This window comes from Streptomyces sp. NPDC003036 (assembly GCF_040611175.1).
Classification (GTDB): domain Bacteria; phylum Actinomycetota; class Actinomycetes; order Streptomycetales; family Streptomycetaceae; genus Streptomyces.
The window spans coordinates 25,455-48,703 of record NZ_JBEXNO010000052.1; the positions used below are offsets into that span (position 1 = coordinate 25,455).

The following is a 23,249-nucleotide window of genomic DNA, read 5'->3' on the forward strand; positions in this document are numbered from 1 at the left end:
AGGGGAACTCGACCACTCCGAGGGCACAAGTGTGCCATTGGGCCGCGGCTGATGGGCTGGGTTCACTCGGCGTGGTTCCGGTCAACTTCCCTGCGGTGAGGGCGATCTGTGGAGGTGGGCCTCACCGTGAGCCCCACCTCCACCGCCGGGGTGGGCTCAGCCGTAGGCGAGGGCCTGGAGGCGGTCGTAGGCGCCGTTGAACTTGTTGTGGTCGCCGACGATCGGGCCCGTGGAGGTGTACTGCCACATCGTGTAGTAGGCCCAGCCGGCCGGGAGTTCGCCGACCGTCGTGTTGTAGCGCGCCACCCACAGGGGGTTGGAGGCGCCGAAGCCGCCGTAGTTGCCGGTGCACTGCTTCCACCAGGTGGTGGCGGTGTAGATCACCGCGTCGCGGCCCGTGCGGTACTTGTAGCGGTTCAGGAAGTCGCGGATCCAGGTGACCATCGCCGACTGGGTCTTGCCGTAGCAGGTGCTGCCGTACGGGTTCCACTCGATGTCCAGGACACCCGGCAGGGTCCTGCCGTCGCGGGACCAGCCGCCGCCGTTGTTCACGAAGAAGTCGGCCTGGGCGGCGCCGGACGTGGTGTCGGGGGTGGCGAAGTGGTACGCGCCCCGGATCATGCCGACGTTGTAGGAGCCGTTGTACTGCTGCGCGAAGTAGGGGTTCTCGTAGTACGTGCCCTCGGTGGCCTTCACATAGGCCCACTTCACGCCGCTGGTCCACAGGGCCGGCCAGTTCACGTTGCCCTGGTGGCTGGAGACGTCCACGCCCTCCGTCTGGACGGCGCGCCCGGCCGGTGGCAGGCCGCCCACGCCGTCGTGGGCGGGAACGCCCATACCCATGTACGCGGTGCCCCGGGCGGGCCGGTCGGCGGCGGCCGCCGTGCCCGGGAGGGTGAGCAGGAGGGCCAGTACGGAGAGGAGGAGGACGGCGGCTCTGGCGGGGGGTCTGGGTCTGGTGGTTCCGGATCTGCGCACGGACATGGCGTGCCTCCGAAAGTGGGGATCGCTGACATGGTGTGGACATGTCAGGGGCCTCTCACGCTACGCACGTAGAAGACAGGCCGGAAGAGGGGTCGGAGACCGCCGTTGGTCTACTCCTGCGAAATACTGTGCACGCTGCGGCGACGCCCTGCCGCCGGGAGAAACTTTCAGACTCAAAAGGAAGCGTGCGAGGGGTGTGACGTGCACAGAAGCGGTGCGGGAAGCGAAGCGGGAACGGCAGCGGACCAGGAATTCCTGGCCCTCGAACGGGAGTTGTCCGTCCTCCTGCGCCGCGCCCGCGCCCAGTCCGGCGAGATGGCCCGCGAGGTCCACCCCGAGCTGGAGCCCGCCGCGTACGGGCTGCTCGTACGCCTCGACGCCACCGGCAGCCAGCGCGCCACCGACCTCGCCGCGTACTTCGGCGTCGGCAAGGCGACCATGAGCCGTCAGCTGCGCGCCCTGGAGGACCTCGGGCTCGTCGCCCGCGCCCCCGACCCCGACGACGGCCGCGCCTCGCTCGTACGCCTCACCGACGAGGGCCGCGCCCGCTTCCGCCACGTACGCGACGCCCGCCGCGCGCGCTACCGCCGCAAGCTCGCCGGCTGGGACCGCGCCGAGGTCGCCGAGCTCGCGCGGCTGCTGCACCAGCTGAACGCGGGCGGGGAAGAGGCGTCGTAGGGCGTCAGGCCACCTCGCGCAGGGCCGCGCCGATGAGCGCCACGCCCTCGCCGATCGCGGTGGGCGCACCGGCGGCGTACCCGAGGACCAGGCCCGGCGGCCCGGGCGACTGGCGGTGCCAGGACAGCGGCTGCGTCTTCACGCCGCGCGCCAGCGCCGCCGCGGCCAGCTCCGTGTCCGGGAACCGGCCGTCGAACGTGACTGTCAGGTGCAGGCCCGCCGCCGCGCCGTGGACCACCGCACCCGGCAGGTGCGCCCCGATCGCGCCGATCATCGCGTCCCGGCGCTGCCGGTGCCGGCGGCGCAGCAGGCGCAGGTGCCGCTCCATCGCGCCCGACTCCATCAGGCGCGCCAGCACCAGCTGGGGCAGCACGGCGTTGCCCAGGTCGGCGAAGCGCTTGGCGTCCACGAGCGCCTCCCGGTACGCCGGCGGCGGCACCATCCAGCCGGTCCGCAGCGCGGGGGCGAGGAGCTTGGAGACGCTGCCGGCGTAGCAGACGTGGTCCGGCAGTACCGACCGCAGCGCCGGGACGGGCGGCCGGTCGTAGCGGTGCTCCGCGTCGTAGTCGTCCTCGACGATCAGGCCTCCCGTGCCGGTCGCCCACGCCATCAGCTCCCGGCGCCTCGCCCCGCTGAGCACCACGCCCGTCGGGAACTGGTGCGCCGGGGTCAGCAGGACCGCGGGGGCGCCGGTCGCGCGCAGCGCGTCCACGCGCACGCCCTCGGCGTCGACCGGCACGGCCGGCGTCCGAAGCCGCCGGTCCGCCAGGTGCTGGCGGGCGCCGAGCGCCCCCGGGTCCTCCACCGCCATGGCCGTGACGCCGTCCCGCTCGCGGAGCACCTCGGCGATCAGGCCGAACGCCTGCGCGGTGCCGGAGGTGATGACCACCTCGTCCGGACGCGCCCGGAACCCCCGGTTGCGCGCGAGCCAGTCGGCCACGGCCCGCCGCAGCTCCGGCGCGCCGCGGGGGTCGCCGTACCCGAGGTCGTACGCGGACAGCTCGTGCAGTACGGCCCGCTCGGCGCGCAGCCACGCCGCCCGCGGGAACGCCGCGAGGTCCGGTACGCCGGGTGCCAGGTTGATCCGCGCGGGGGCGGCCCGGAGCGCGTCGAAGACGTCGGGGGAGGGGGTGGTGGTGAACACCCCCTGGGCGGGGGCCGGTAGCCGGTCGGGTGCGGGTGCGGGTGCGGGTGCCGGTGCCCGGTCGGCGGCCCGTACGCGGCCGAGGACCCCGGGCCGGGCGCCGGCCCCCTGCGCCCGGTCCAGCGGCAGCACCGGGGACGCCACCACGATCGTGCCGCCCCGCCGGCGGCCCGCCACATGGCCGTCCTCCGTCAGCCGCTGGTACGCCTCCGTCACCACGCCCCGCGATACCCGCAGTTCCGCCGCGAGCACCCGCGTGGCGGGCAGCCGGCTGCCGACCGGCAGGCTGCCGTCCGCTATCGCGCGGCGCAGCCGGTCGGCCAGCCAGGCGGACATCCCGCCCACCGGGGCCTCGGCGAGGTTCAGTTGCAGGAAGTCCGCACCGGCGGCGGTTATGGACCGGCCGGAAGCGTCACCATTGGACCTGTGCACCCGGCCATTGTGGCGCGAGGGTTGAGCCATGAACACCGAGTTCCTGCTGACGTCGCTGGTCGTCGTCGCCACCCCCGGCACGGGCGTCCTCTACACGGTCGCGGCCGGCCTCTCCCGCGGCACCCGCGCCGCCGCCGTCGCGGCGGTGGGCTGCACGCTGGGGACCCTGCCGCACCTGGCCGCCGCGCTCACCGGCCTCGCCGCGCTGCTGCACACCAGCGCCCTGGGCTTCCGGATCCTCACCTATCTCGGCGTCGCCTACCTCCTCTCCATGGCGTGGAGCACCCTCCGCGACAAGGACGCGTTCACGGTCGACGACCGGGACCGGGCGGCCGCGCCCCCGTCCGCCGCGCGGGTCATCGCCTCCGGGGTGCTGGTCAATCTGCTCAACCCCAAGCTCACCCTCTTCTTCTTCGCCTTCCTGCCTCAGTTCACGACCCCGGGGGAGCCCGGCGCCCTGCCCCGCATGGTGCAGCTCAGCGCCGTGTTCATGGCGCTCACCTTCGTCGTCTTCCTCCTGTACGGGCGGTTCGCCGCCGCCATGCGCAGCCGCGTCCTGACCCGGCCCCGCGTCCTGACCTGGCTGCGCCGGGTCTTCGCGGGCGCGTTCGCGGCCCTCGGTGCCCGCCTCGCCTTCCTCTGAGCGTCCCTCTGACACCTCCCTCTGAGACCTTCCTCTGAGGCCCGAAAAACGGAGCCCTGCATGTACGTCCAGCACGCCGGCGCGCTCTGGCGGGACTTCCCCGAGCTCGCACCCGCCGTCCTCCACGCCGAGGGCATCACCCCCGACGTCCCGGCGGACCGCCGGATCGCCGCGTACACCGCGCGGGCGACGGACCGGCTCGCCGCCGCCGGCTCCGAGGGACAGCTCCCCGAGATCCAGGCCTGGCGGCGCGCCTTCTCCCGCATGGGGCTCAAGCCGACCCAGTACCGCTGCGCCTCCGAGTCGCTGCTGCGGCGCCTGCGCAGGGAGGGATCCCTGCCCCGGATCCACCCCCTCATCGACCTCTGCAACGCCGTGTCCGTCGCGTACGCCATCCCCGTCGGCGTCTTCGACGTCTCCGCGCTCGCGCCGCCGTCGCTGGAGGTGCGGTACGCGCACGGCGACGAGACGTACGTGACGTTCGGCGGCGAGAAGGAGAACCCGGCGCCCGGCGAAGTGATCTACGCCGACCGGGAGGGGCAGGCGCACTCCCGGCGCTGGACCAACCGGCAGAGCGGCGCCTCCGCCGTGCGGGAGGAGACCAGCAGCGTCCTGATCATCGCGGAGGCGGTGCACGGGACGGGCGCCGAGGACGTACGACGGCTCGCCGACACGCTCGCAGCCGAGCTGACGGCGCTGTGGAACACGACGCCGAGGACGGCGCTGCTGAGCCGCACGGCCCCGCGCTTCGATGCGTGAGCCGGCCGAAGGTCCGCCGGACGCCCCGCTGGACGCCCTCGCTCGACGCCCTGCCAAGGGCCGCTGCCCGGTGCGAGACTACGCGCGGGGAGGCTGAGGGGAGGCACGCAGTGGTGAGGGGCCGGACGAGCAGGACGGTGCGAGCCGGCCTTGCCGCGGCGCTGAGCGGCGCGATCATGCTGGCCGGGGCGGGGTGCTCGCCGGAACTGCGGCCCCTGGCGGCGGTGTACGTGGACCAGCAGGGCACCGCCTACGCGCTGCTGCGGTCGTGCGACGACGCCGATCGCGTGCGCGGCCCCGGGCTGCGCGGCACCGGCGCCGGTGCCGAGGGGGAGGAGCCGTGGGTCGGCTGGGACGCCCCCGGGCTGCACGAGGCCGCGGACTTCCCGCTGTTCGCGCCGCCCGCCCCCTGGGCGGCCGAGATCCGGGGCCCGCAGACCCTGCGCCCGGGCTACGCGTACGAGCTCGCGTTCGCCGATCCCGATGACTCCTACGCCTACAGCGCCTCGGTGACCTTCGACGCCGGACAACTCGAAGCGGTGCCGCCCGGAGAGGTGCTGACCCTTGACGGCACCATGACGAGAGAGGCGTTCGAGGACCGGGCGCGCAAGGCCTGTTGAAGGTCCGGGACTTTTTGCGAACTCCATAACCGGCCGACGGTGGCCGGAAGCGGGCCCTCCCCTTCATCATCGACCGATGATCAAGAAAGTACTGAGCACGGCCCTCGCGGGCGCCGCGCTCCTCACCCCCACCGCTCACGCCACCTCCCACGCCACCGGCTGGCAGCGCGTGGGTCACGACATCACCTCGGGCATCAGCGGCATCGCCGTCGACACCACTCGCCGTGACGGTACGGCGGAGCTGCTCGCCGTGCGCGACAACAAGAAGCCGGGCGAGAACCGGCTCGTGGCCCTGAGCTACCGCCCGGGCGCCGAGCCCCGGCAGCGGGCCGTGGACTGGAGCGGCGAGCCCGCCGTGGACCTGGAGGCCATCGACGGCGTTCCGGGCCGTCCGCACGAGTACGTCGCGCTCGCCAGCGGCGGCACCGCGTACCGCATCCACTGGGAGGGGGGCTCCGCCCGGGTGGTGGCGGCGTTCCCGGTGCCCGGAGTCTCCCCGGACGACAACTACGAGGGCTTCGCCCTCACCGCTGCCCGGAACGGGACGATCATCGCCGTCTGGGCCGACCGGGGGCAGGACGAGCGTCCCGCGACCCTCTCCGCGGCCCGGTGGAACCCGGCCGGGAACGCCTTCGGCACGCCCACCTCCGTCGCGTTCCGGGTCCCGTACCCGGCGCACGACGTACGGCACATATCGGACGTCAAGGTCTCGGCCACCGGACGGATCACGGTCTCGTCCGCGTCCGACCCGGGCGACGACGGCCCGTACGACTCCGCCCTCTTCGACGCGGGCCGCGTGACCGCCTCGCCGGGCGGCGACGACCGGGTCCGCCTGGCCGTCCACCGCTCCCCGCACCGGCTCGCCACCTTCCCCGGCCACAAGATCGAGGCCCTGGCGTGCCTGCCGCACTCCCGCGAGGGGGTCGTCGCCACGGACGACGAGAACGAGGGCGGTTACGTCGCCGCCTCGGAGTTCTGCCGCCCCTGACCCATCCGTGGGCTCATCCGTGAGGTGCCGCCGCCCTTGCCGTCCCAGGGGCGGGTGCTTCTCACAGCTCCACGTACACCGCCGTCGCGTCGTCGTGCCGTTTCCCGCGCCCCGGCGGCTGCGCCCGCTCCAGCTCCCGCACCCGGGCGATCAGGCCGCGCGGGCCCTCCTTGCGGAGCACCTCGAAGCAGGCCGCCCAGTCGCCCGCGCCGAACACCTCCGTCCAGCGCGTCGCCCCGTCCGTCAGGGCCGCCAGCGCCCGCACCTCGCTCCGCGGCGTACGGCCCGTCACCGCCCGGGCCGCCACCGACGGATCGGCGGCCGCGGTGAAGAAGCCGCCCTCCCGGTTGCGCACGGTCGCGTCGGCGATCGCGTTCGAGGCGAGGGAACCCGGCGGCAGCAGGGCCAGCCGGTCGTCGACCACCGCCCGCACCGACCCGTCCCAGCCCTCCAGCAGCAGGACCGAGTCGGAGAGCACCAGATACTCCACGGCCTCCCCGTCCCAGCGCGCCACGACCACCGTCGCCTGAGGCGTACGGACGTGAGAAAGGTCACACGTGCCGCGGTGGGCGTCCGCGGTGCGCCGGATTGCCTCCGACAGGATCGCGGTCAGGGTCATGTCCGGTCGCGAAGCGGACAGTTCGGTCAGCGCGCCACCGAGGCGGGCCGTGAACCACGGGACCGGATGCACACAACCCACGTCGCCCTCCAGGGGCGTCACCCCGTCCAGGGCGACCGCCACGCCGCCCTGCCCCGAGGCCGGTACGGCCACGGAAGCCCAGTCCTCGTTGGGGCGTTCCCGGTCACCCGGGACGGAGGAGATCTCGGTGTGCATGGCCCCCAGTCTGCCGGACCGCACACGACTCCTTCACAGCGCCCACAAGCGGTGCGAAGTGGCCCGCACCGGTGGGGCGGCGCCGGTGCGGGCGGACGCGTACGGGCGGAATGCCCGAGTCCGAGAAGGTGCGGGCGCGCATCCTGCCAAAGCCCGCGCCGAAGATCCAGCCCGGTGTGCGGACGGCCGGACGCCGGGCCTCCGGGCGAGTTGTTCGCCAACTCCGGAGTGTTGTTCACTCGTTCGGGTGGCGGAGTGGCCGATGCGTGCTGCCTACCCAAAAGCGCTGGAATGGTCGGAAGCCGTACCAGGGGTACCCGAGGTACCGGGGGTGGGCCGTCGACGCGGGTGAACGGCCGTCACCTCTGCTTCATGGGTGGACGAGTTCAAGAATGTGAGCACCGGTGCAGAAGCGCAGTGACACTCCCGGCGACCCTCAGCAGGCACCGGGCGGCCGCGGCGTACGGGTCCGCAGCCGGCTCGTGGCCGGCGTGGCGCTCGTCGGCATCACCGTCATCGGGGCCGGCGCCCCCGCCGTCCTCACCGCCTCGGCGGACCTCAACGACTCCCAGCGGCTGGTGACGCTCGCCCAGCTCAACCGGCAGGCCGTCACCCTCGCCCACTCGCTCGCCGACGAGCGCGACGACGTCACCGCGTACATCGCCGCCGGGCGCGACGCAGGGCGCGACGCCGGTGAGGATCGCGGTGAGGACCGCGACAAGGCCGTCGCCGCCGAGCACACGGCCCGCGTCGACCGCCAGATCGACGAGCTCACCGCCGAGGGCGACGCGCCCGCCGACCTGCGCCGGCAGCTCGACGCCGTGCCCGCCCTGCGGAGCGCCGCGCTCACCGGCAAGGGCTCCGCCATGGAGGCCTACCGCGCCTACAGCGACGTCATCGCCCGGCTCCAGGCCCTCGCCGCCGAGCTGGCCGACAAGACCCCCGCCCGCGCCGCCGACGCCGGCACCCGCGCCGCCGCCGAGCTCGGCCGCGCCACCGAACAGGCCTCCGCCACCCGCGGCCTGCTCCTCGCCGCCCTCGCCGTCCCCGGCGAGAAGAACGGCGGGACGACCGTCTACGACCCCGCCACCGGGCGCTTCGTCCAGCAGGACGACCCCGCCGACGCCGAGGCCGACCGCACGCGCGACGCGCTCAGCGCCGCCGCCCAGCAGGCCCGCGTCCGCGAACAGGCCGCCCTCGCCGACTTCGGCCGGGACGCCTCGCCCGCCGCCCGCGACCGCCTCGCCGGCACCGTCACCGGCCCCGAGGTCAAGAGCGCCGAGGGCTACCTCGACCGCCTCACCGACCAGCCCAAGCTGTCCGGCGCCGAGCGGAAGACCGACGACGAGAAGGTCGCCGCCGCGCTCACCGCCCGCATCGAGCAGATGCGCGGTGTTGAGTCCGCCCTCGCCACCGGCGAGGTCGCCCGCATGGAGCGGCTGCGCGACGACGACGTCACCGCGCTGGAGCTGCGCATCGCGCTCCTCGGCGGCTGCCTGCTCGTCGCGATCGGCGTCTCCACCGCCGTCGCCCGCACGCTCACCCGGCCGCTCGCCGTGCTGCGCATCGGCGCCGCGCGCGTCGCCGCCGCGCCCGAGGTGGAGGAGCCGGTCCGCTTCACCGGCCGCAACGACGAGTTCGCCCAGGTCGTACGGTCCCTCAACACCCTGCACGGCAAGCTCCTCGACCTCGGCTCGCGCGCCGAGGCGCTGGACGCCGAGCGCGCGGACGCCGTCGCCGCCCGTGAGGCGCTCGCCGCCGAACTGGCCGGGCAGCGCGCCGAGCTGCGGGAGCGGACCGCCGAGGTCACCGCGGAGCTGGAGCAGCTGCGGCACAGCGTCCACCACACCTTCGTGAACCTCTCGCTGCGCACGCTCGGCCTCGTCGAGCGGCAGCTCGCCGTCATCGAGAAGCTGGAGGAGCGCGAGCAGGACCCGGAGCGGCTCGCCACCCTCTTCAAGCTCGACCACCTCGCCACGGTCATGCGCCGCCACAGCGAGAACCTGCTGGTCCTCGCCGGGCACGAGCACAACCACGCCCACCAGGGCCCGGTGCCGCTGGTGGACGTGCTGCGCGCCGCCGTCAGCGAGATCGAGCGGTACGAGCGGGTCACGATCCAGTCGCTGCCGCCGCACGCGTACGTCGCCGGGTTCGCCGCCGACGACCTCAGCCACCTGCTGGCCGAACTGCTGGAGAACGCCACCTCCTTCTCCCCGCCGGACGCCAAGGTCCAGCTCTCAGGCTGGCTGCTGGAGAGCGGCGAGATCATGCTCTCCGTCCAGGACGAGGGCATAGGGATGACGGAGGGCCGGCTCGCCGAGCTCAACGCCCGCCTCGCCGACCCCGACCCGGCCGGCGGCCGGGACCCGGAGGCCGAGGAGGGCGAGGGCCTCGGGCTGCGGGTGGCCGCGCTGCTGGCGGCGCGCCACGGCGTCCGCGTACAGCTGCGCGAGCAGAAGCAGGGTGGCGTCACGGCGGTCGTCGTCCTGCCGAAGGCGCTGCTGCCCACCGAGCCGGAGCGCATCGCGGCGCCCGCGGCCGCGGTGAACCTGCCCGGCTCCGTCGCCGAGGCCAACTCCAACGCGCTGCCGGGCGGCCGGGCCGTCCGCGACGTGCCCGCACCGGCCGCGGACCCGGCTCCGGACGTCGATCCGCTGGTGGAGGCGGCGGAGTCGGCCATCCGCGAGGCGGAAGAGGCGGAAGAGGCTGCGGAGGCCGAGAGGGCTGAGGAGGCCGAGGAGGCGGAAGAGGCGGACTACCTCACGGTCGCCGAGGCCACCCTCCAGGTTCGCGCCCCGCGCCCGCCGGACGCCGACGAGACGGTCGCCGACCTGCCCGACGAGGAGGACGGCGAGGCGGACGACGAGGCGGACGACGACTCCGAGGAGCCGCAGCGCCTCACCGACAAGGGCCTGCCCAAGCGCACACCCAAGATCGTGACGACGTCCGAGCCGCGCGCCGAGCGCAAGGGCGGCGTCGACGCCGAGGCCCTGCGCCGACGGCTCGGCGGGTTCCACCGCGGCGCCCTGGAGGGCCGCCGCGACGCCGAGGCGGAGATCGCCGACGCGTCAGCACCCACAGGAGACACCGAACAGACCGAACGGACGGGGGACACAGTCGAGGAGGCACGCAGTTGACTGCGACGACCGGCTCACCCGGGCTGAGCAGCGAGGCCCGTAATCTGCACTGGCTGCTGGGGAACCTCGTCGAGGAGGTGCCAGGGGTCCGTTCCGTAGCCGTCGTCTCGTCCGACGGGCTGCTCCTGCTCTCGTCCGACCCGGAGCGGAACACCCCCGCCGCCCCCTCCCCGCGCCGTTCCGACGGCCCCCGGGGCTCCAGCGCGGACCTCGCCACCATCGTCTCCGGCGTCGGCAGCCTCACCATCGGCGCCGCGAAGCTCATGGACGGCGGCGGGGTGAAGCAGACGATGATCGCCATGGAGGAAGGCAGCCTCTTCGTGATGTCGATCAGCGACGGCTCACTCCTCGGCGTGCACGCCACGCCCGACTGCGACATGAGCGTCGTCGCGTACCACATGGCGCTCTTCGTGGGCCGCGCCGGACATGTCCTCACCCCCGAAGTCCGCAGTGAGCTGCGCAAGTCGATGGAGGCCGCCCAGTGATGTCCGCCGCTGCCGCGTCCGCCGCCGGCAAACTGCCGATACGCGGCGAGGGCCGGCGCCCCGCCCGCGTCCGCCCGTACTCGCTGACCGGCGGCCGCACCCGCTTCGGTCACGTCCTGCTCGTGGAGACCTTCGTCGCCGCGCTCGAAGCCTCGGAGGAGCGCCGGGAGCTGACGAACGGCGGCGGCCCGGGGTCCCGGGTGATGCCGGAGATGCGGGCCATCGTCGAGCTCTGCCGCCGGATGCGTACGGTCGCGGAGATCTCCGCGCTGCTGAAGATGCCGTTGGGGGTCGTCCGGGTGCTGCTCAGCGACCTGGCCGACCAGGGAAAGATACGTGTGTACGGGACCAACCACGGCACCGGCCGGCCCGACCGCGCACTGCTCGAAAGGGTGCTGGGTGGCCTCCGTCGTCTCTGAACAGTCCGCACAGTCCGCACAGCAACCGCAGGACCAGCTCCAGCCCTGGGAGCTCGACCGGACCCGCGCTCCCATCGCCACCAAGGTCGTCGTGGCGGGCGGCTTCGGCGTCGGCAAGACGACCTTCGTCGGGTCGGTCTCCGAGATCACGCCGCTCCAGACCGAAGCGCTGATGACCCAGGCCAGCGCGGAGACGGACGACCTCGCCGCCACGCCCGGCAAGACCACGACGACCGTCGCCATGGACTTCGGCCGCATCACGCTCGACGACGACCTCGTCCTGTACGTCTTCGGTACGCCGGGCCAGCAGCGGTTCTGGTTCATGTGGGACGACCTCGTGCGCGGCGCCATCGGCGCGGTCGTGATGGCCGACACGCGACGGCTGACGGACTGCTTCCCGGCACTCGACTACTTCGAGAGCTGCGGGCTGCCGTACGTCGTGGCCGTGAACCACTTCGAGGGGACGGAGCTGTTCGAGGTCGAGGACGTACGGGAGGCGCTGACCGTGCCGCCCGACGTACCGATCGTGATCATGGACGCCCGGAAGCGGAACACGGTCGTCGAGTCGCTGCTGGCGCTCGTCGCCCGCGCGCTCGAAACCACCCCCGAGTAACCCGAGCAAGAGTGAAGGAACCCCTCCCGATGCGGAAGATACTCATCGTCGGAGCCGGTCAGTCCGGTCTCCAGCTGGCCCTCGGACTTCAGTCGCAGGGGTACGAGGTCACCCTGATGTCCAACCGCACGGCGGACGAGATCCGGGCCGGCCGGGTCATGTCCACGCAGTGCATGTTCCACACGGCGCTCCAGCACGAGCGGGACCTGGGCATCAACTTCTGGGAGTCGCAGGCCCCGAAGATCGAGGGCCTCGGCGTCTCCGTCGCGGGGCCGGAGTCCCAGAGGGTGATCGACTGGGTCGGCAAGCTGGAGGGGTACGCGCAGTCCGTCGACCAGCGCGTGAAGATGGCCGGCTGGATGGAGACCTTCGTCCAGCGCGGCGGCCAGCTGGTCATCCACGGCGCGGCCGTCTCCGACCTGGACTACTTCTCGCGCACGTACGACCTGGTGCTGGTCTCGGCCGGCAAGGGCGAGCTGGTGTCGATGTTCGAGCGCGACGCCTCGCGCTCCCCGTACGCCGAGCCGCAGCGGGCGCTGGCGGTCGCGTACGTGCACGGGCTCGGCCCGCGCCCGGAGCACCCGGAGTTCGAGGCCGTGCGGTGCAACCTGGTGCCGGGCGTCGGCGAGATGTTCATCATGCCGACGCTCACGACGACCGGCCGGGCCGACATCCTCTTCTGGGAGGGCATCCCGGGCGGGCCGCTGGACGTCTTCCAGGGCGTCAAGGACCCCGGCGAGCACCTCGCGCTCACGCTGGAGCTGATGGAGAAGTTCCTGCCGTGGGAGTACGCGCGGGCGACGAAGGTCGAACTGACGGACGCGAACGGCACGCTGTCCGGCCGCTACGCCCCGACCGTCCGCAAGCCGATCGGCCGTCTGCCCGGCGGCGGCCTGGTGCTCGGCGTCGCGGACGTCGTCGTCGCCAACGACCCGATCACGGGCCAGGGCTCCAACTCGGCGTCCAAGTGCGCGGCGTCGTACCTCGACTCGATCGTGTCGCACGGCGACCGGCCGTTCGACGAGGCGTGGATGCAGCAGACGTTCGACCGCTACTGGGAGACGGCGCAGCACGTCACCAAGTGGACCAACGCCATGCTGGGCGTCCCGCCGGAGCACGTGCTGAACCTGATCGGCGCGGCCGGGCAGCTCCCGCCGGTGGCGGACCGCTTCGCCAACGGCTTCAACGACCCGGCCGACTTCGAGAACTTCTTCTACGAGCCGGAGAAGACGGCCGCGTACCTCGCCTCGGTCACCGCGTAGTGGCGTCGTAGCCCTCGTCCGAGCCCGTCGACGCGTCCGTCGGCAGGCTCGGCGGGGTGTACGCGCGCAGGGGGCGGGCGTCCGGGTCCGGGCGGACCGCGCCCAGCAGGGGGTTCGCGGCGAGCGGGGAGATTTTGACGCGGGCACCGGGGCGCGGGGCCTGGATCACCTTGCCGTCGCCGAGGTAGAGCGCCACGTGCGTGGCCTTCGGGAAGTAGATCACCAGGTCGCCGGGGCGCAGCGCGCGCAGCGGGACCTTCGGGAGGGTGCGCCACTGCTCCTGGCTGGTGCGCGGGATCGTGCGGCCCGCCGAGGCCCAGGCGCGCGAGGTGAGGCCCGAGCAGTCGAAGGAGTCCGGGCCCTCCGCGCCCCACTCGTACGGCTTGCCGATCTGTCCGGCCGCGAACTCCAGCGCCTCGTCGCCCTCCTCCGACGGGGTCAGGGCGGCGTCCGGTGCGGCCGTCGCGAGCAGCTCCCGCTGGGCGTCGGCGGTCTGGGCGTCCTCCAGGGCCGTCACCTCCGCCACCTGCTCCTCGGTGAGCGAGGCCAGCAGCTTCTCGACCTCCCTCAGCCGGGCGAGGGCCTCGTCGCGGGCCTCGCGCTGCCGCTCCGCGAGGGTCCGCTCCCGGTCCAGCGCCCGGCGCGACGCGGTCGCCAGCGCGTCGGCCCGCCGCTCCCCGCGCTCCAGGCGTGCCACCGTCGCGGCCTGCTCTCGCGCCGCGCGTCGCATCACGTGCGCCTGGTCGAGGGCGTGGTCCGGATCGCGGGCCAGCAGCAGCCGCAGGGAGGCGGAGAAGTCCGTACGCCCCTGGTACTGCGCCCGCGCCAGCCTTCCCGCGTCCGCCCGGCCGCGCGCCAGCTCGTCGCGGGCCTTGCTCAGATCACCGGTCAGCCGCCGGGTCTCGGCGGTGTGCGCCGTGAGCGCCTCCTCGGTGGCGTTGTACGCCTCGGTCGCCTCCTCGGCCCGCTGGTAGAGCGTGCGCAGGCGGGTGAGCAGCTCGGCCACCGTCGGCTCGGCGGGCAGGGGCTCGTCCACGGGCTCGGACTCGGGGCCGGAGGCCGGCTCGGAGACGGGGTCCGATGCCGGCTCGGACACGGGCTCGGACGCGGGTTCCGGCCCGGGCTCCGCGGCGACCGGCGGGGCGCCGGCGGCGACCAGCACCGCCACCGTCATCGCCGCCGTACAGACGGTACGCAGCAGTCGTCCTGACACGTCATCACCTCCGCGGCCATCCTGCGGCGGTAATGGTGCGAATAACTGATTACTGGGCGTTTCGGGGCATCGAGTTCACCCGACAGGCAGCGCGGAGCCGCGTCAGCGCGGGGGTTTGGACCACGGCCACTTCAGCTCGCGCCGCTCCCGGCCCCCGGGCGCGTACTCGTACTTCCACCCCCGCTGGAGCCCCAGCCGCCGGGTGTACCCGGACGGTACGCGGCGGTAGGCGTGGACCGTCGCCGGGCCGCCGTCCTCGGCCGGGACGGGGACCACGTACCACTTGGGCGGATGGCCGGTGAGGCCGGTCAGCACCGGCAGGACCCGGCCGTCCAGCGGGCCGCCGTAGAAGGGGGTGTTCTCGCTTCGCACACCCCCAGTGTCACAGCAGGTGCGCGGCCCCGCCGACCACGGGGCCCACGCGGCGCGCCAGCGTGCCCACCGGTCCGTCCGCCGTCTCCCGGGCCAGCAGCGCCTCCACCGCGCGCGCCGTCCCGTGGTCCGTCGTCGCCGTCACCGTCAGCAGCGCGACGAGGTGGTCGACCAGCCAGGCGCGCAGCTCGGCGGCGGGCGGCTGCTTGCCCTCGTCCAGCCAGATCAGCGACGCCGCCTCGACCGCCGCTATCCAGGTGCGCACCATCATCCGCAGCCTGGGCCCGGGCTCCGGTACGCCGAGGTGGAGCAGGACCTGCTGGGCGGCGGCGCGCCGCACCTCGTCCACGATCGCCGTCGTACGGGACGTCTCGGCGACGCTGCCGCCCTGGAGCAGGGCGCTGAACCCGGTGTCGTGCTGGTCGACGAAGGCGAGGTACCGGTCGAGGACGCGGGCCAGCCGCTCGGTCGGCGGGCCCACGGCCGGTTCGGCGAAGCACAGCTCCAACTCGTCGGCGGCCGACCGCAGGGCGGCCTCGTACAGCTCCTGCTTGCCGCCGGGGAAGTAGCGGTACACGAGCGGCCGCGAGACCCCGGCGGCCTCGGCGACGTCGTCCAGCGAGACGTCCTCGGGCGCGCGGTGCGCGAAGAGGGAGAGGGCGACGCCGAGGAGCTGGCTGCGGCGCTCCCCGACGCTGAGGCGTCGGTACGCGGGCGTGGCGGCACTCGTCATGCCCGCAGCGTAGCCGCGTACGCCCGCTGTGCCCCCGGTCAGGCGAGGAGTCCCGAGCTCTTCCAGAGCCTGCGGCCGGGGCCGCGCAGCACCCCGATGTCGTCGAGGAAGTCCGTCAGCCGCTTGGCGCCGGACTGCATGACCTCGCGCCGGTGGCCGCTCGCGCGGACCTGGGCGACGGCCTCGCGGCGGTCCAGGCCGACGTTCTCGTACACCTGCGGGTTGACGAAGCAGACGGAGAAGACGCGGGCCGCCTCACCGCAGCTGAGCCGGGTGAACTCCTGCTCCCAGCGCGGCGCCGTCACCATCTGGCGGCGCAACTCCTCGCGCGCGTACCGCACATGGCGCGCCTCCTCGACGACGTGGATGCGGGTGACGCCGCGCACCAGCGTCTGGACGCGCTCGTCCGGGAAGGTCAGGCGCTGCATCCAGTCGAGGATCTCCTCGCCGAGCAGCGTCGCCGCGAACGAACCGGGGGTGGTGGAGACGGTCTTCAGGACGCGCGCGAGGTTGTGGTAGAGCCGGGGCACCGGGTACGTCGGCGCGCCGCCCTTCTGGATCATGCGCGCGAACATCATGGAGTGGCGGCACTCGTCGGCTATCTCGGTGAGCGCGTACCGGACGTGGTTGCTGGTGACGGACTTGTCGTAGATGTGCCGTACGAGCAGCTGCATCAGGATGATCTCGAACCAGATGCCGAGGGAGGCGAGCGAGGCGGCCTCGTGGCGGGCCAGGTCCATGCGCTGCTCCTCCGACATCTTCCGCCACAGCGGGGTGTCGTAGAGGGAGACCAGCTCCGGCGGCCAGAACCACTTGCCCTCTTCGAGCGGGGCGTCCCAGTCGAGCTCCTTGTCGGGGTCGAAGGAGTGCTTGGCGGAGGATTCGAGCAGGCGCTCGGCGACCTGCTCGCGGTCCCGGAGCGGCCCGAGCGCGTCGCGGAGGAGTCGTATGTCGCGTTCGGTCACGGTGGTCATGGTGGACGGCACCTCGCGCAGTTGGGGTTACTGGGGGTCATCCCTTATAAGACTGCCTGTCAGTAAGGCCGTCAATCCCCTGTGCGTGAACTTTGTTGACCCCGCGTCTACCACCGTGTGAGCCTGCAACCACCGTTTGTGCACAGAAAGGAGCTGTCCGTGTCCACGCACGACCTCTACGCCGGGCCCCCGGGTGAGCCGATATGGGAGGTTCCGTCCACCGGTGCCGCGCGCTTCAGCTGGGAATACGACGATGGTCGTGACCGACTCCTCGCCCTCTACCAGAAGGGCAAGGACAAGCAGTGGGACGGCGCGCTGCGCATCGACTGGGACCTGGAGGTCGACCCGTACGACCCCCTCGGCACGCCGGACGAGGCGCTCACCCTCTACCACACGCGCCACTGGGCCAAGATGACGGAGCGGGACAGGGCCGAGCTGCGCAGGCACTACGCCTCCTGGCAGTTCAGCCAGTTCCTCCACGGCGAGCAGGGCGCGATGATCTGCGCCGCCCGCATCGTGGAGTCCGTCCCGGACATGGACGCGAAGTTCTTCTCCGCCACGCAGACGATGGACGAGGCACGGCACGCCGAGATATACGGCCGCTTCCTGCACGAGAAGATCGGGATGCTCTATCCCATCAACGACAATCTGCAGGGCCTGCTGAACGACACCTTGCGCGACTCCCGCTGGGACATGCCCTACCTCGGCATGCAGGTGCTCATCGAGGGCCTGGCGCTCGCCGCCTTCGGCATGATCCGCGACACGACGAACAAGCCGCTGCCCAAGCAGATCCTCGCGTACGTGATGCAGGACGAGGCCCGGCACGTGGCCTTCGGGCGCATGGCGCTGCGCGACTACTACAAGCAGCTGACGGACGCCGAACTGCGCGAGCGCGAGGAGTTCGTCATCGAGGGGTGCTACCTGATGCGCGACCGGCTGCGCGGGGTGGAGGTGCTGGAGAACTTCGGCATCTCGAAGAAGGAGGCGGCGGTCGTCTCGGAGGAGTCCGGGACGCTGCGCCTCTTCCGCAAGCTGCTCTTCAGCCGGATCGTGCCTTGCGTCAAGGACATCGGCCTGTGGGGCGAGCGGCTCCAGAAGGCGTACCTCGACATGGGCGTCTTCGACCTCGGCGACTCGAACCTGGACCTGCTGATGACCCAGGACGAGGAGATCGCGGAACGGCTCGACCGCGAGCGCTTCGGGGTGGAGGAGGCGGAGCGCGTGGCCGAGGTGGCCGACGCGATCGCCCAGGGCGCGGGCGAGGGTACGGACGAGGGCAAGAGCCAGGGCAAGGGCGCGGCCTGAGGCCGTTGCCCGTGTCGTAGCCTGCGGGCATGAGCATGCCGCCTCCGCCTCCGCCGCACCAGCAGCCGCCCGGTCCGGGCCCGTACGGGCCGCCGCAGCCGTACCCGCAACAGCCGTACCCGCACCAGCCGTACCCGCCGCAGCCCGGCGCGTCCTACGGGCCGGGCCCCTACGGTGCGCCGCCGCCCCCCGCGCCCCCGAAGAAGCGGACCGGGCTGGTCGTCGGGATCGTCGCCGGGTCGCTCGCCGTGCTCGGCCTGCTCGCCTGGGTCGGCACGCAGGCCGTCGACGCCGTCTCCCAGGCCGGCGGTTCCTACCCGGCCGCCGAGTACAAGCTGACGGCCCCCGTGACCGTCCTGTCCGGCACGTACAAGCTGACCAGCGACACCTCCGAGAAGGACGGCAAGGACGTCGAGGCGGAGGACGCGAAGGACCCCAGCGTGCGCGTCACCAAGTCCGTCGTCGCCACCTACACCGGTGAGCCGGGCAGCGCGCTGGTGGTGTCCGGCTTCTACGGACAGCTCAGAGCCCCGGACCTGACGCGGCGCCAGATCCTTGAGGGCGGCGCGACCGGCCAGGGCACCACGCTCGTCGTACGGCCGAAGGACTTCAAGTCGGCCGGCGCGGACGTCACCATCAGCTGCCAGGTGACGCGCTCCACGGACATGGGCACGACGAGCACCCTGCCGATGTGCGCCTGGGGCGACGGCAACACCGCCTCGTTCGTCGCCCTGGTCACCCCGGAGATCGCGGCGCAGCAGCCGGAGGACGTCGACCTGCGCGCGCTCGCCGAGACGACCGCGAAGGTGCGCGCGGAGCTCCGCAAGCCGCTGCGCTGACCGACTCGGGCGTCAGCCCAGGTCCGTCCCCGGCGGGAAGGTGGTGCGCAGGGTGAAGGTATGCGCGGTCGGGCCGTGCTCCCGGAGGTGGAGGAGGCGCTTCTCGGCCTCCTCCACCGTGGGGCGGTGGCCCTCCTCCACCCACCACAGCGCGGTCATCGCCTCCTTGACCCGCTCGAACCACTCGTTGCGGCGGCCGAGCAGCTCCCGGTGCCGACCCTGGTACATGAAGGCGGTCAGGGCGTCGATGTCCCGCCACACCGTCAGGTTGATGATCAGCCAGTCGTCCCCGAAGACCGGCACGTCCGTCGCGTCGCCGCCCTCGCTCTGCAGCCGCCACACGAAGCCGTCCGCCGCCTCGGCCGCCGCGTTCACCGGGTCGAGCGCGTCGACGAAGTCCTTCAACTCCGGCGCGTCCAGCGGGAACTTGAGGCGGGAGATGTTCACCTGGGCGAGCTGGTACGCGCGTTCGTTCGACATGGGCGCACCATAATCACGGCCGTGACGGCTTCACCACGTCGTATCGATGCGCGAGACGCCCCTCGGTGCGCCCCAGCGCCGCCTCCATCACCGCCCGCGCGATCGGTGCCGCGCTGCCGCCGCCGCTGATGTCCTCGCGGTTGGCGGAGGCTTCCTCCACGACCACCGCCACCGCCACCGCCGGACGGCCCGCGTCCGCCGCCTGCGCCCAGCCGATGAACCAGGCGTACGGCGTGCCCGTGTTGCCCACGCCGTGCTGGGCGGTGCCGGTCTTGCCGCCGACCCGGGCGCCCTTGATCGCCGCGTTGCCGCCCGATCCGCGCTCCACCACGTCCAGCATCAGCTGCCGCAGCCGCATCGCCGTCACCGGCTGCATCGCCTGCCGGTAGGAGCGGCGCACGGTCTGGCCGACGGTCCTGCCGCCCGAGGTGGTGGTGCGGTCCACCAGGTGGGGCTGGGCGAGGTCGCCGCCGTTGGCGACGGCCGCCGCGACCATGGCCATCTGGAGCGGGGTGGCCGTCGTGTCGTACTGGCCGATGGCCGAGAGCGCGAGCTGGTCCGCCGTCATGTCGGTGTCGAAGTTCGACCGCGCCACCCGCGACGGGATGCGCAGCGCGTCGTCGTTGAAGCCGAAGCGCGCCACCGCGTCCAGCATCCCGGCCAGCCCCACCTTCACCCCGAGGTGCGCCATGACGGTGTTGCACGACCAGCGGATGGCGTACGAGAGCGAGGCGTTGGCGCAGCCGGTCGCCTCGTTGGGCAGCGCCGTACGGGTGTTGGGCAGCAGGTACGGGTCCGGGGCGCCGGTCGGGGCGTCGACGTCCGTGACGATCCCGGCGTCCAGCGCCGCCGCCGCCGTCACGATCTTGAAGGTGGAACCGGGCGGATACGTCTGCCGCAGCGCCCGGTTCAGCAGCGGCCGCCCCGGCGCCGCGTTCAGCCGCGTCCACGCGGAGGTCACCGCCTCACCCGTGCCGGAGAGCAGACCCGGGTTGTACGACGGGCTCGTCACCAGCGCCAGGACCCGCCCGCTGGACGGCTCCAGGGCCACGACCGCGCCGCGCCTGCCGTCCAGCCCCTCGTACGCGGCCCGCTGGAGCACCGGGTCGACGGTGGTGACGACCTGGCCGCCGGGGCGGCGGGTGCGGCTGAGGTCGTTCCAGAAGGGGAAGGGCGCCAGCAGCGGGCTCGTCCCGGACAGGACGGCGTCCTCGGCGTTCTCCAGGAGGGTGGTGCCGTACGTCTGCGAGGCGTAGCCGGTGACCGGCGCGTAGAGGGGGCCGTCGCGGTAGGTGCGCTCGTAGCGCAGCGGCTGGCCGGTGTCGCGCGAGCCGGTGACGGCCTGGCCGCCGACGAGGATGTCGCCGCGCGGCTGGGCGTACCGGGCGATCGTGGGGCGGCGGTTGGCGGGGTTCTTGTCGAGCGAGGGGGCTTCGACGATCTGGACGCGCGCGGCGTTGACGAGGAGCGCCACGAGCAGGACGAAGCTCAGGGCGGCGGCGCGGCGGATGTAGCGGATCACCGGGCGGCCTCCTTGACGGTGGTGGTCTTCGGTCGCTCGTGGTCCCGCCCGGGCTCGGGCTCCGGTTCGGGGGCGCGCGCCGAGTCGCTGACCCGGATCAGCAGCGCCACGATGATCCAGTTGGTGACGACCGACGAGCCGCCCTGGGCGAGGAACGGCATCGCCATCCCGGTGAGCGGGATCAGCCCCATCACGCCGCCCGCGATGACGAAGACCTGGAGCGCCACGATGGAGGCGAGCCCGGTCGCCAGCAGCCGGCCGAAGGGGTCGCGCAGGGCGAGGCCGGTGCGGTAGCCGCGCGCGACGAGGAGCGCGTACAGCATGAACAGCGCGGTGAGGCCCGCGAGGCCCAGCTCCTCGCCGACGGTGGCGAGGATGAAGTCGGACTTGGCGGCGAAGCCGATGAGGGTCGACTTGCCGAGGCCCAGGCCCGTGCCGAGCACGCCGCCGGCGGCGAACGCGAACAGCGACTGGGCGAGCTGCCCGGGGCCCTGGCCCGCCTCGATGGACGCGAAGGGGTCCAGCCAGTCCTCGACCCGCCCGTTGACGTGCGGCTCCAGGCTGCCGACGACGAAGGCGCCGATCCCGGCGAGCAGCAGGCCGACGGCGATCCAGCCGATCCGGCCGGTCGCCACGTACAGCATGATCACGAAGAGGCCGAAGAAGAGGAGCGAGGTGCCGAGGTCCCGTTCCAGGATCAGCACGCCGACGCTCACCACCCAGATCGCCACGATCGGGCCGAGGACCCGCCCGGCGGGCAGCCGCAGGCCGCGGACACGCCCCAGGGCCTGGTGGTTGACCGCGAGGTACGCGGCGAAGAAGACGGCGAGCAGGATCTTGGCGAACTCGCCCGGCTGGAAGGACAGGCCGCCGATCCGGATCCAGATCTTGGCGCCGTTGACGGCCGGGAAGAAGATCGGCACGGAGAGCAGCACCAGCGCGGCGGCGACCGAGACGTACGCGTACCGCTGGAGCAGGCGGTGGTCGCGCAGGAAGACGACGGCGACGATGAACAGCCCGACGCCGAGGGTCGACCAGACGAGCTGCGTGGGGGCGGCGTGGTCGCCCGGGGTCTCCAGGTCGAGGCGGTAGATCAGGACCAGGCCGAGGCCGTTGAGCAGGACCGCGATGGGCAGGAGCAGCGGGTCGGCGTACGGGGCGCGGAGGCGGACCGCGAGGTGCGCGAGGAGCGCGAGGAGGCCGAGCCCGGCGCCGTAGGTGGCGGTGTCCGGGGGCACGGCGCCGTCGCGGGCGAGGCCGACGGCGGCGTAGCCGTACACGGCGATGAGCGCGGCCGCGACGAGCAGCGACAGCTCCACGCCGCGACGCTTGCTCGGGGGCGGGGCACTCGGTGCGGTCATGGTCCGCAACGTAGCAAGAGGTGGGCGGAATTTGGCGTTATGTCACATTTTTTCCCCTCGGGAGGTGTCGCGGTCCGGGTCGTCCGTGAGGTCGACGTACTCCGGGAGGGTCAGGCGGGCCTCGGCGCCGCCGTCGGGCGCGTTCGCGAAGGCCAGCTCCGCGCCGATGGCGGCCGCCTGGCCCACCGCGATCGTCAGGCCGAGGCCGTGGCCCTTGGTGCCGCTCTCGGTGCGGAAGCGCTGCGGGCCGTGCTCCAGGAGGTAGGGCGGATAGCCCGGGCCGTGGTCCCGCACCGTCACGACCGGGCCGTCCACGGTGAGGGTGACGGGCGGGCGGCCGTGCTTGTGGGCGTTGGCGACGAGGTTGCCCAGCACGCGCTCCAGGCGGCGCTTGTCGGTCTCCACGCGCGCGTCGCGGACGACGCGGACGCGCGTGTCGCCGTCGGACGCGCCCCCCGACGCGCGGGCCGCGCGGGCCGCGCGCTCGGCGAGCGGGCCCAGGTCGTGGACGTCGAGGTCGACCTGCTCGGAGCGCGCGTCCAGCCGCGAGATCTCCAGCAGGTCCTCGGTCAGTGCGCGCATCGCCCGCACCCTGTCCCGTACGAGCTCCGCCGGGCGGCCCGGCGGCAGCAGTTCGGCCGCCGCCGAGAGGCCGGTCAGCGGCGTCCGCAGCTCGTGCGCCACGTCCGCCGTGAAGCGCTGCTCGCTCAGCAGCTTGTCCTGGAGGCTGGACGCCATCGTGTCCAGCGCCACCGACACCGTCGCGACCTCGTCCTGGGGGCGCGACGGGTCCTTCGTACGGGGATCGTGGACGCGCGCGTCCAGGTCGCCCGCGCTGATCCGCCGCGCCACCTGCGCCGTCAGGTGCAGGCGCCGCGTGACCCGGGTGACCGCGAAGGAGCCCACCAGCAGCGTCGCGCCGATCGCCAGCACCGAGGAGCCGACGATCGCCTGGTCCAGGCCGCTGATGGTGCGCGCGCTCAGCGAGTAGTCCACGCGCACGGCGAGCGCCCGGCCGTCGGCGGGCCCGGCCGCCCACATGGTGGGCCGGTCCTCGTAGTCCGCCACCACCGTGCCCCGGCGGCCGCCGGTGGCGAGGTCGCGCAGGGACGGCGGCAGGCCGGGCGGGTCCACCCCCGCGAACCGGGGGAGCGGCTCGCCCGCCTCGTAGGCGGCCGTGACCTCCTCCAGCCGGTCGAGGGCCTTCTCGCGGGCCGACTCGACGGTCTGGCGGCTCACGGAGACGTGGACGAGGGCGCCGAGGAGCGCCGCCAGGGCGCAGCACATGACGGTGATGAAGACCGCGGCCTTCCAGGTCAGCGTCGCGGTCCAGGCGGGCAGGCGGGGACGGCGGGCGCGGTGCGGACGGCGGACGTATCCGACCGATGCGACACCCGAGGGATTGGCTCCGGGAGCGACCAGGGTGAGGGATATGAGCCCGCCGTACGCAC

The 23,249-nt window shown here is 73.2% G+C and carries 23 protein-coding genes; 12 read left to right on the forward strand and 11 right to left on the reverse strand.

The window, feature by feature from the left end:
* Positions 1-156: 156 nt before the first annotated feature.
* Positions 157-984, reverse strand: a complete 828-nt coding sequence (locus tag ABZX67_RS29455; RefSeq protein WP_355366438.1) for a lysozyme — start codon at positions 982-984, stop codon at positions 157-159.
* A 201-nt stretch (positions 985-1,185) separates the two neighbouring features.
* On the opposite strand from ABZX67_RS29455, the gene ABZX67_RS29460 reads away from it, so the two are divergent.
* A complete protein-coding gene (locus ABZX67_RS29460) occupies positions 1,186-1,662 on the forward strand; it encodes a MarR family transcriptional regulator (RefSeq protein WP_355366441.1) in 477 nt (158 codons plus the stop codon).
* Positions 1,663-1,666: 4 nt separating this feature from the next.
* On the opposite strand, the gene ABZX67_RS29465 is transcribed toward ABZX67_RS29460, so the two are convergent.
* Positions 1,667-3,238, reverse strand: a complete 1,572-nt coding sequence (locus ABZX67_RS29465) for a PLP-dependent aminotransferase family protein (protein ID WP_355366444.1) — start codon at positions 3,236-3,238, stop codon at positions 1,667-1,669.
* 28 nt (positions 3,239-3,266) lie between these two features.
* Here ABZX67_RS29465 and ABZX67_RS29470 point away from each other — a divergent pair, with 28 nt between their 5' ends.
* The 4 genes from ABZX67_RS29470 to ABZX67_RS29485 all read left to right on the forward strand — a co-directional run bounded on the left by ABZX67_RS29470 (position 3,267) and on the right by ABZX67_RS29485 (position 6,248).
* On the forward strand, positions 3,267-3,881 hold the full coding sequence (locus tag ABZX67_RS29470; RefSeq protein ID WP_355366447.1) for a LysE family translocator: 615 nt from the start codon (positions 3,267-3,269) through the stop codon (positions 3,879-3,881).
* 60 nt (positions 3,882-3,941) lie between these two features.
* Positions 3,942-4,640, forward strand: coding sequence for a phenylalanine--tRNA ligase beta subunit-related protein (locus tag ABZX67_RS29475; RefSeq protein WP_355366450.1), 699 nt, complete (start codon positions 3,942-3,944; stop codon positions 4,638-4,640).
* Between the two features lie 137 nt (positions 4,641-4,777).
* Entirely contained in the window at positions 4,778-5,260 is a 483-nt protein-coding gene (locus ABZX67_RS29480) for a hypothetical protein (protein WP_355366453.1), read from the forward strand.
* A 76-nt stretch (positions 5,261-5,336) separates the two neighbouring features.
* Positions 5,337-6,248: a hypothetical protein gene (locus ABZX67_RS29485; RefSeq protein ID WP_355366456.1), complete on the forward strand. Its 912-nt coding sequence runs from the start codon at positions 5,337-5,339 to the stop codon at positions 6,246-6,248.
* A gap of 61 nt (positions 6,249-6,309) precedes the next feature.
* On the opposite strand, the gene ABZX67_RS29490 is transcribed toward ABZX67_RS29485, so the two are convergent.
* The gene (locus ABZX67_RS29490; protein WP_355366459.1) at positions 6,310-7,083 is read right to left on the reverse strand and encodes a hypothetical protein; all 774 of its coding nucleotides are present in this window, start codon (positions 7,081-7,083) and stop codon (positions 6,310-6,312) included.
* Between the two features lie 404 nt (positions 7,084-7,487).
* Between ABZX67_RS29490 and ABZX67_RS29495 the strand changes: the two genes are divergently transcribed.
* Genes ABZX67_RS29495 through ABZX67_RS29515 form a run of 5 tightly spaced genes read left to right on the forward strand, consistent with a single transcriptional unit; the run spans position 7,488 to position 12,999 of the window.
* Positions 7,488-10,220 (forward strand): nitrate- and nitrite sensing domain-containing protein, encoded by a 2,733-nt coding sequence (locus tag ABZX67_RS29495; RefSeq protein WP_355366462.1) that lies wholly within the window; start codon positions 7,488-7,490, stop codon positions 10,218-10,220.
* Positions 10,217-10,705, forward strand: a complete 489-nt coding sequence (locus tag ABZX67_RS29500; RefSeq protein ID WP_355366465.1) for a roadblock/LC7 domain-containing protein — start codon at positions 10,217-10,219, stop codon at positions 10,703-10,705. The genes ABZX67_RS29495 and ABZX67_RS29500 overlap by 4 nt, the downstream gene beginning before the upstream one ends.
* On the forward strand, positions 10,705-11,124 hold the full coding sequence (locus tag ABZX67_RS29505) for a DUF742 domain-containing protein (protein ID WP_355366468.1): 420 nt from the start codon (positions 10,705-10,707) through the stop codon (positions 11,122-11,124). The genes ABZX67_RS29500 and ABZX67_RS29505 overlap by 1 nt, the downstream gene beginning before the upstream one ends.
* Positions 11,105-11,737: an ATP/GTP-binding protein gene (locus tag ABZX67_RS29510; protein ID WP_355366471.1), complete on the forward strand. Its 633-nt coding sequence runs from the start codon at positions 11,105-11,107 to the stop codon at positions 11,735-11,737. The genes ABZX67_RS29505 and ABZX67_RS29510 overlap by 20 nt, the downstream gene beginning before the upstream one ends.
* 29 nt (positions 11,738-11,766) lie before the next feature.
* Positions 11,767-12,999 (forward strand): styrene monooxygenase/indole monooxygenase family protein, encoded by a 1,233-nt coding sequence (locus ABZX67_RS29515; RefSeq protein WP_355366474.1) that lies wholly within the window; start codon positions 11,767-11,769, stop codon positions 12,997-12,999.
* On the opposite strand, the gene ABZX67_RS29520 is transcribed toward ABZX67_RS29515, so the two are convergent.
* The 4 genes from ABZX67_RS29520 to ABZX67_RS29535 all read right to left on the reverse strand — a co-directional run bounded on the left by ABZX67_RS29520 (position 12,989) and on the right by ABZX67_RS29535 (position 16,291).
* Positions 12,989-14,212: an NlpC/P60 family protein gene (locus ABZX67_RS29520; RefSeq protein ID WP_355366477.1), complete on the reverse strand. Its 1,224-nt coding sequence runs from the start codon at positions 14,210-14,212 to the stop codon at positions 12,989-12,991. The genes ABZX67_RS29515 and ABZX67_RS29520 overlap by 11 nt on opposite strands.
* Positions 14,213-14,314: 102 nt before the next feature.
* Positions 14,315-14,584, reverse strand: a complete 270-nt coding sequence (locus tag ABZX67_RS29525; RefSeq protein ID WP_355366480.1) for a hypothetical protein — start codon at positions 14,582-14,584, stop codon at positions 14,315-14,317.
* A gap of 10 nt (positions 14,585-14,594) precedes the next feature.
* Positions 14,595-15,317, reverse strand: coding sequence for a TetR/AcrR family transcriptional regulator (locus ABZX67_RS29530; RefSeq protein WP_355366483.1), 723 nt, complete (start codon positions 15,315-15,317; stop codon positions 14,595-14,597).
* A gap of 38 nt (positions 15,318-15,355) precedes the next feature.
* Positions 15,356-16,291: a diiron oxygenase gene (locus ABZX67_RS29535; protein WP_355366486.1), complete on the reverse strand. Its 936-nt coding sequence runs from the start codon at positions 16,289-16,291 to the stop codon at positions 15,356-15,358.
* A 159-nt stretch (positions 16,292-16,450) separates the two neighbouring features.
* Here ABZX67_RS29535 and ABZX67_RS29540 point away from each other — a divergent pair, with 159 nt between their 5' ends.
* Both ABZX67_RS29540 and ABZX67_RS29545 read left to right on the forward strand, forming a co-directional pair.
* Complete coding sequence (locus ABZX67_RS29540) at positions 16,451-17,596, forward strand: ferritin-like domain-containing protein (protein WP_355366489.1); 1,146 nt, start codon at positions 16,451-16,453, stop codon at positions 17,594-17,596.
* A 29-nt stretch (positions 17,597-17,625) separates the two neighbouring features.
* The gene (locus ABZX67_RS29545; protein WP_355366492.1) at positions 17,626-18,435 is read left to right on the forward strand and encodes a hypothetical protein; all 810 of its coding nucleotides are present in this window, start codon (positions 17,626-17,628) and stop codon (positions 18,433-18,435) included.
* A 12-nt stretch (positions 18,436-18,447) separates the two neighbouring features.
* Here the strand turns inward: ABZX67_RS29545 and ABZX67_RS29550 are convergent, their stop codons facing one another.
* The 4 genes from ABZX67_RS29550 to ABZX67_RS29565 are packed head-to-tail and all read right to left on the reverse strand — an operon-like array spanning position 18,448 to position 23,139.
* Entirely contained in the window at positions 18,448-18,915 is a 468-nt protein-coding gene (locus ABZX67_RS29550; RefSeq protein ID WP_355366495.1) for a DUF3291 domain-containing protein, read from the reverse strand.
* Positions 18,916-18,928: 13 nt separating this feature from the next.
* Entirely contained in the window at positions 18,929-20,437 is a 1,509-nt protein-coding gene (locus ABZX67_RS29555; RefSeq protein ID WP_355366498.1) for a penicillin-binding transpeptidase domain-containing protein, read from the reverse strand.
* Complete coding sequence (locus tag ABZX67_RS29560) at positions 20,434-21,798, reverse strand: FtsW/RodA/SpoVE family cell cycle protein (protein ID WP_355366501.1); 1,365 nt, start codon at positions 21,796-21,798, stop codon at positions 20,434-20,436. Before ABZX67_RS29560 ends, ABZX67_RS29555 begins: the two co-directional genes overlap by 4 nt.
* A gap of 42 nt (positions 21,799-21,840) precedes the next feature.
* Positions 21,841-23,139 carry a HAMP domain-containing sensor histidine kinase gene (locus ABZX67_RS29565; RefSeq protein ID WP_355366504.1) on the reverse strand — a complete coding sequence of 433 codons (1,299 nt, stop codon included), beginning with the start codon at positions 23,137-23,139 and terminating at the stop codon, positions 21,841-21,843.
* Between the last annotated feature and the right edge of the window lie 110 nt (positions 23,140-23,249).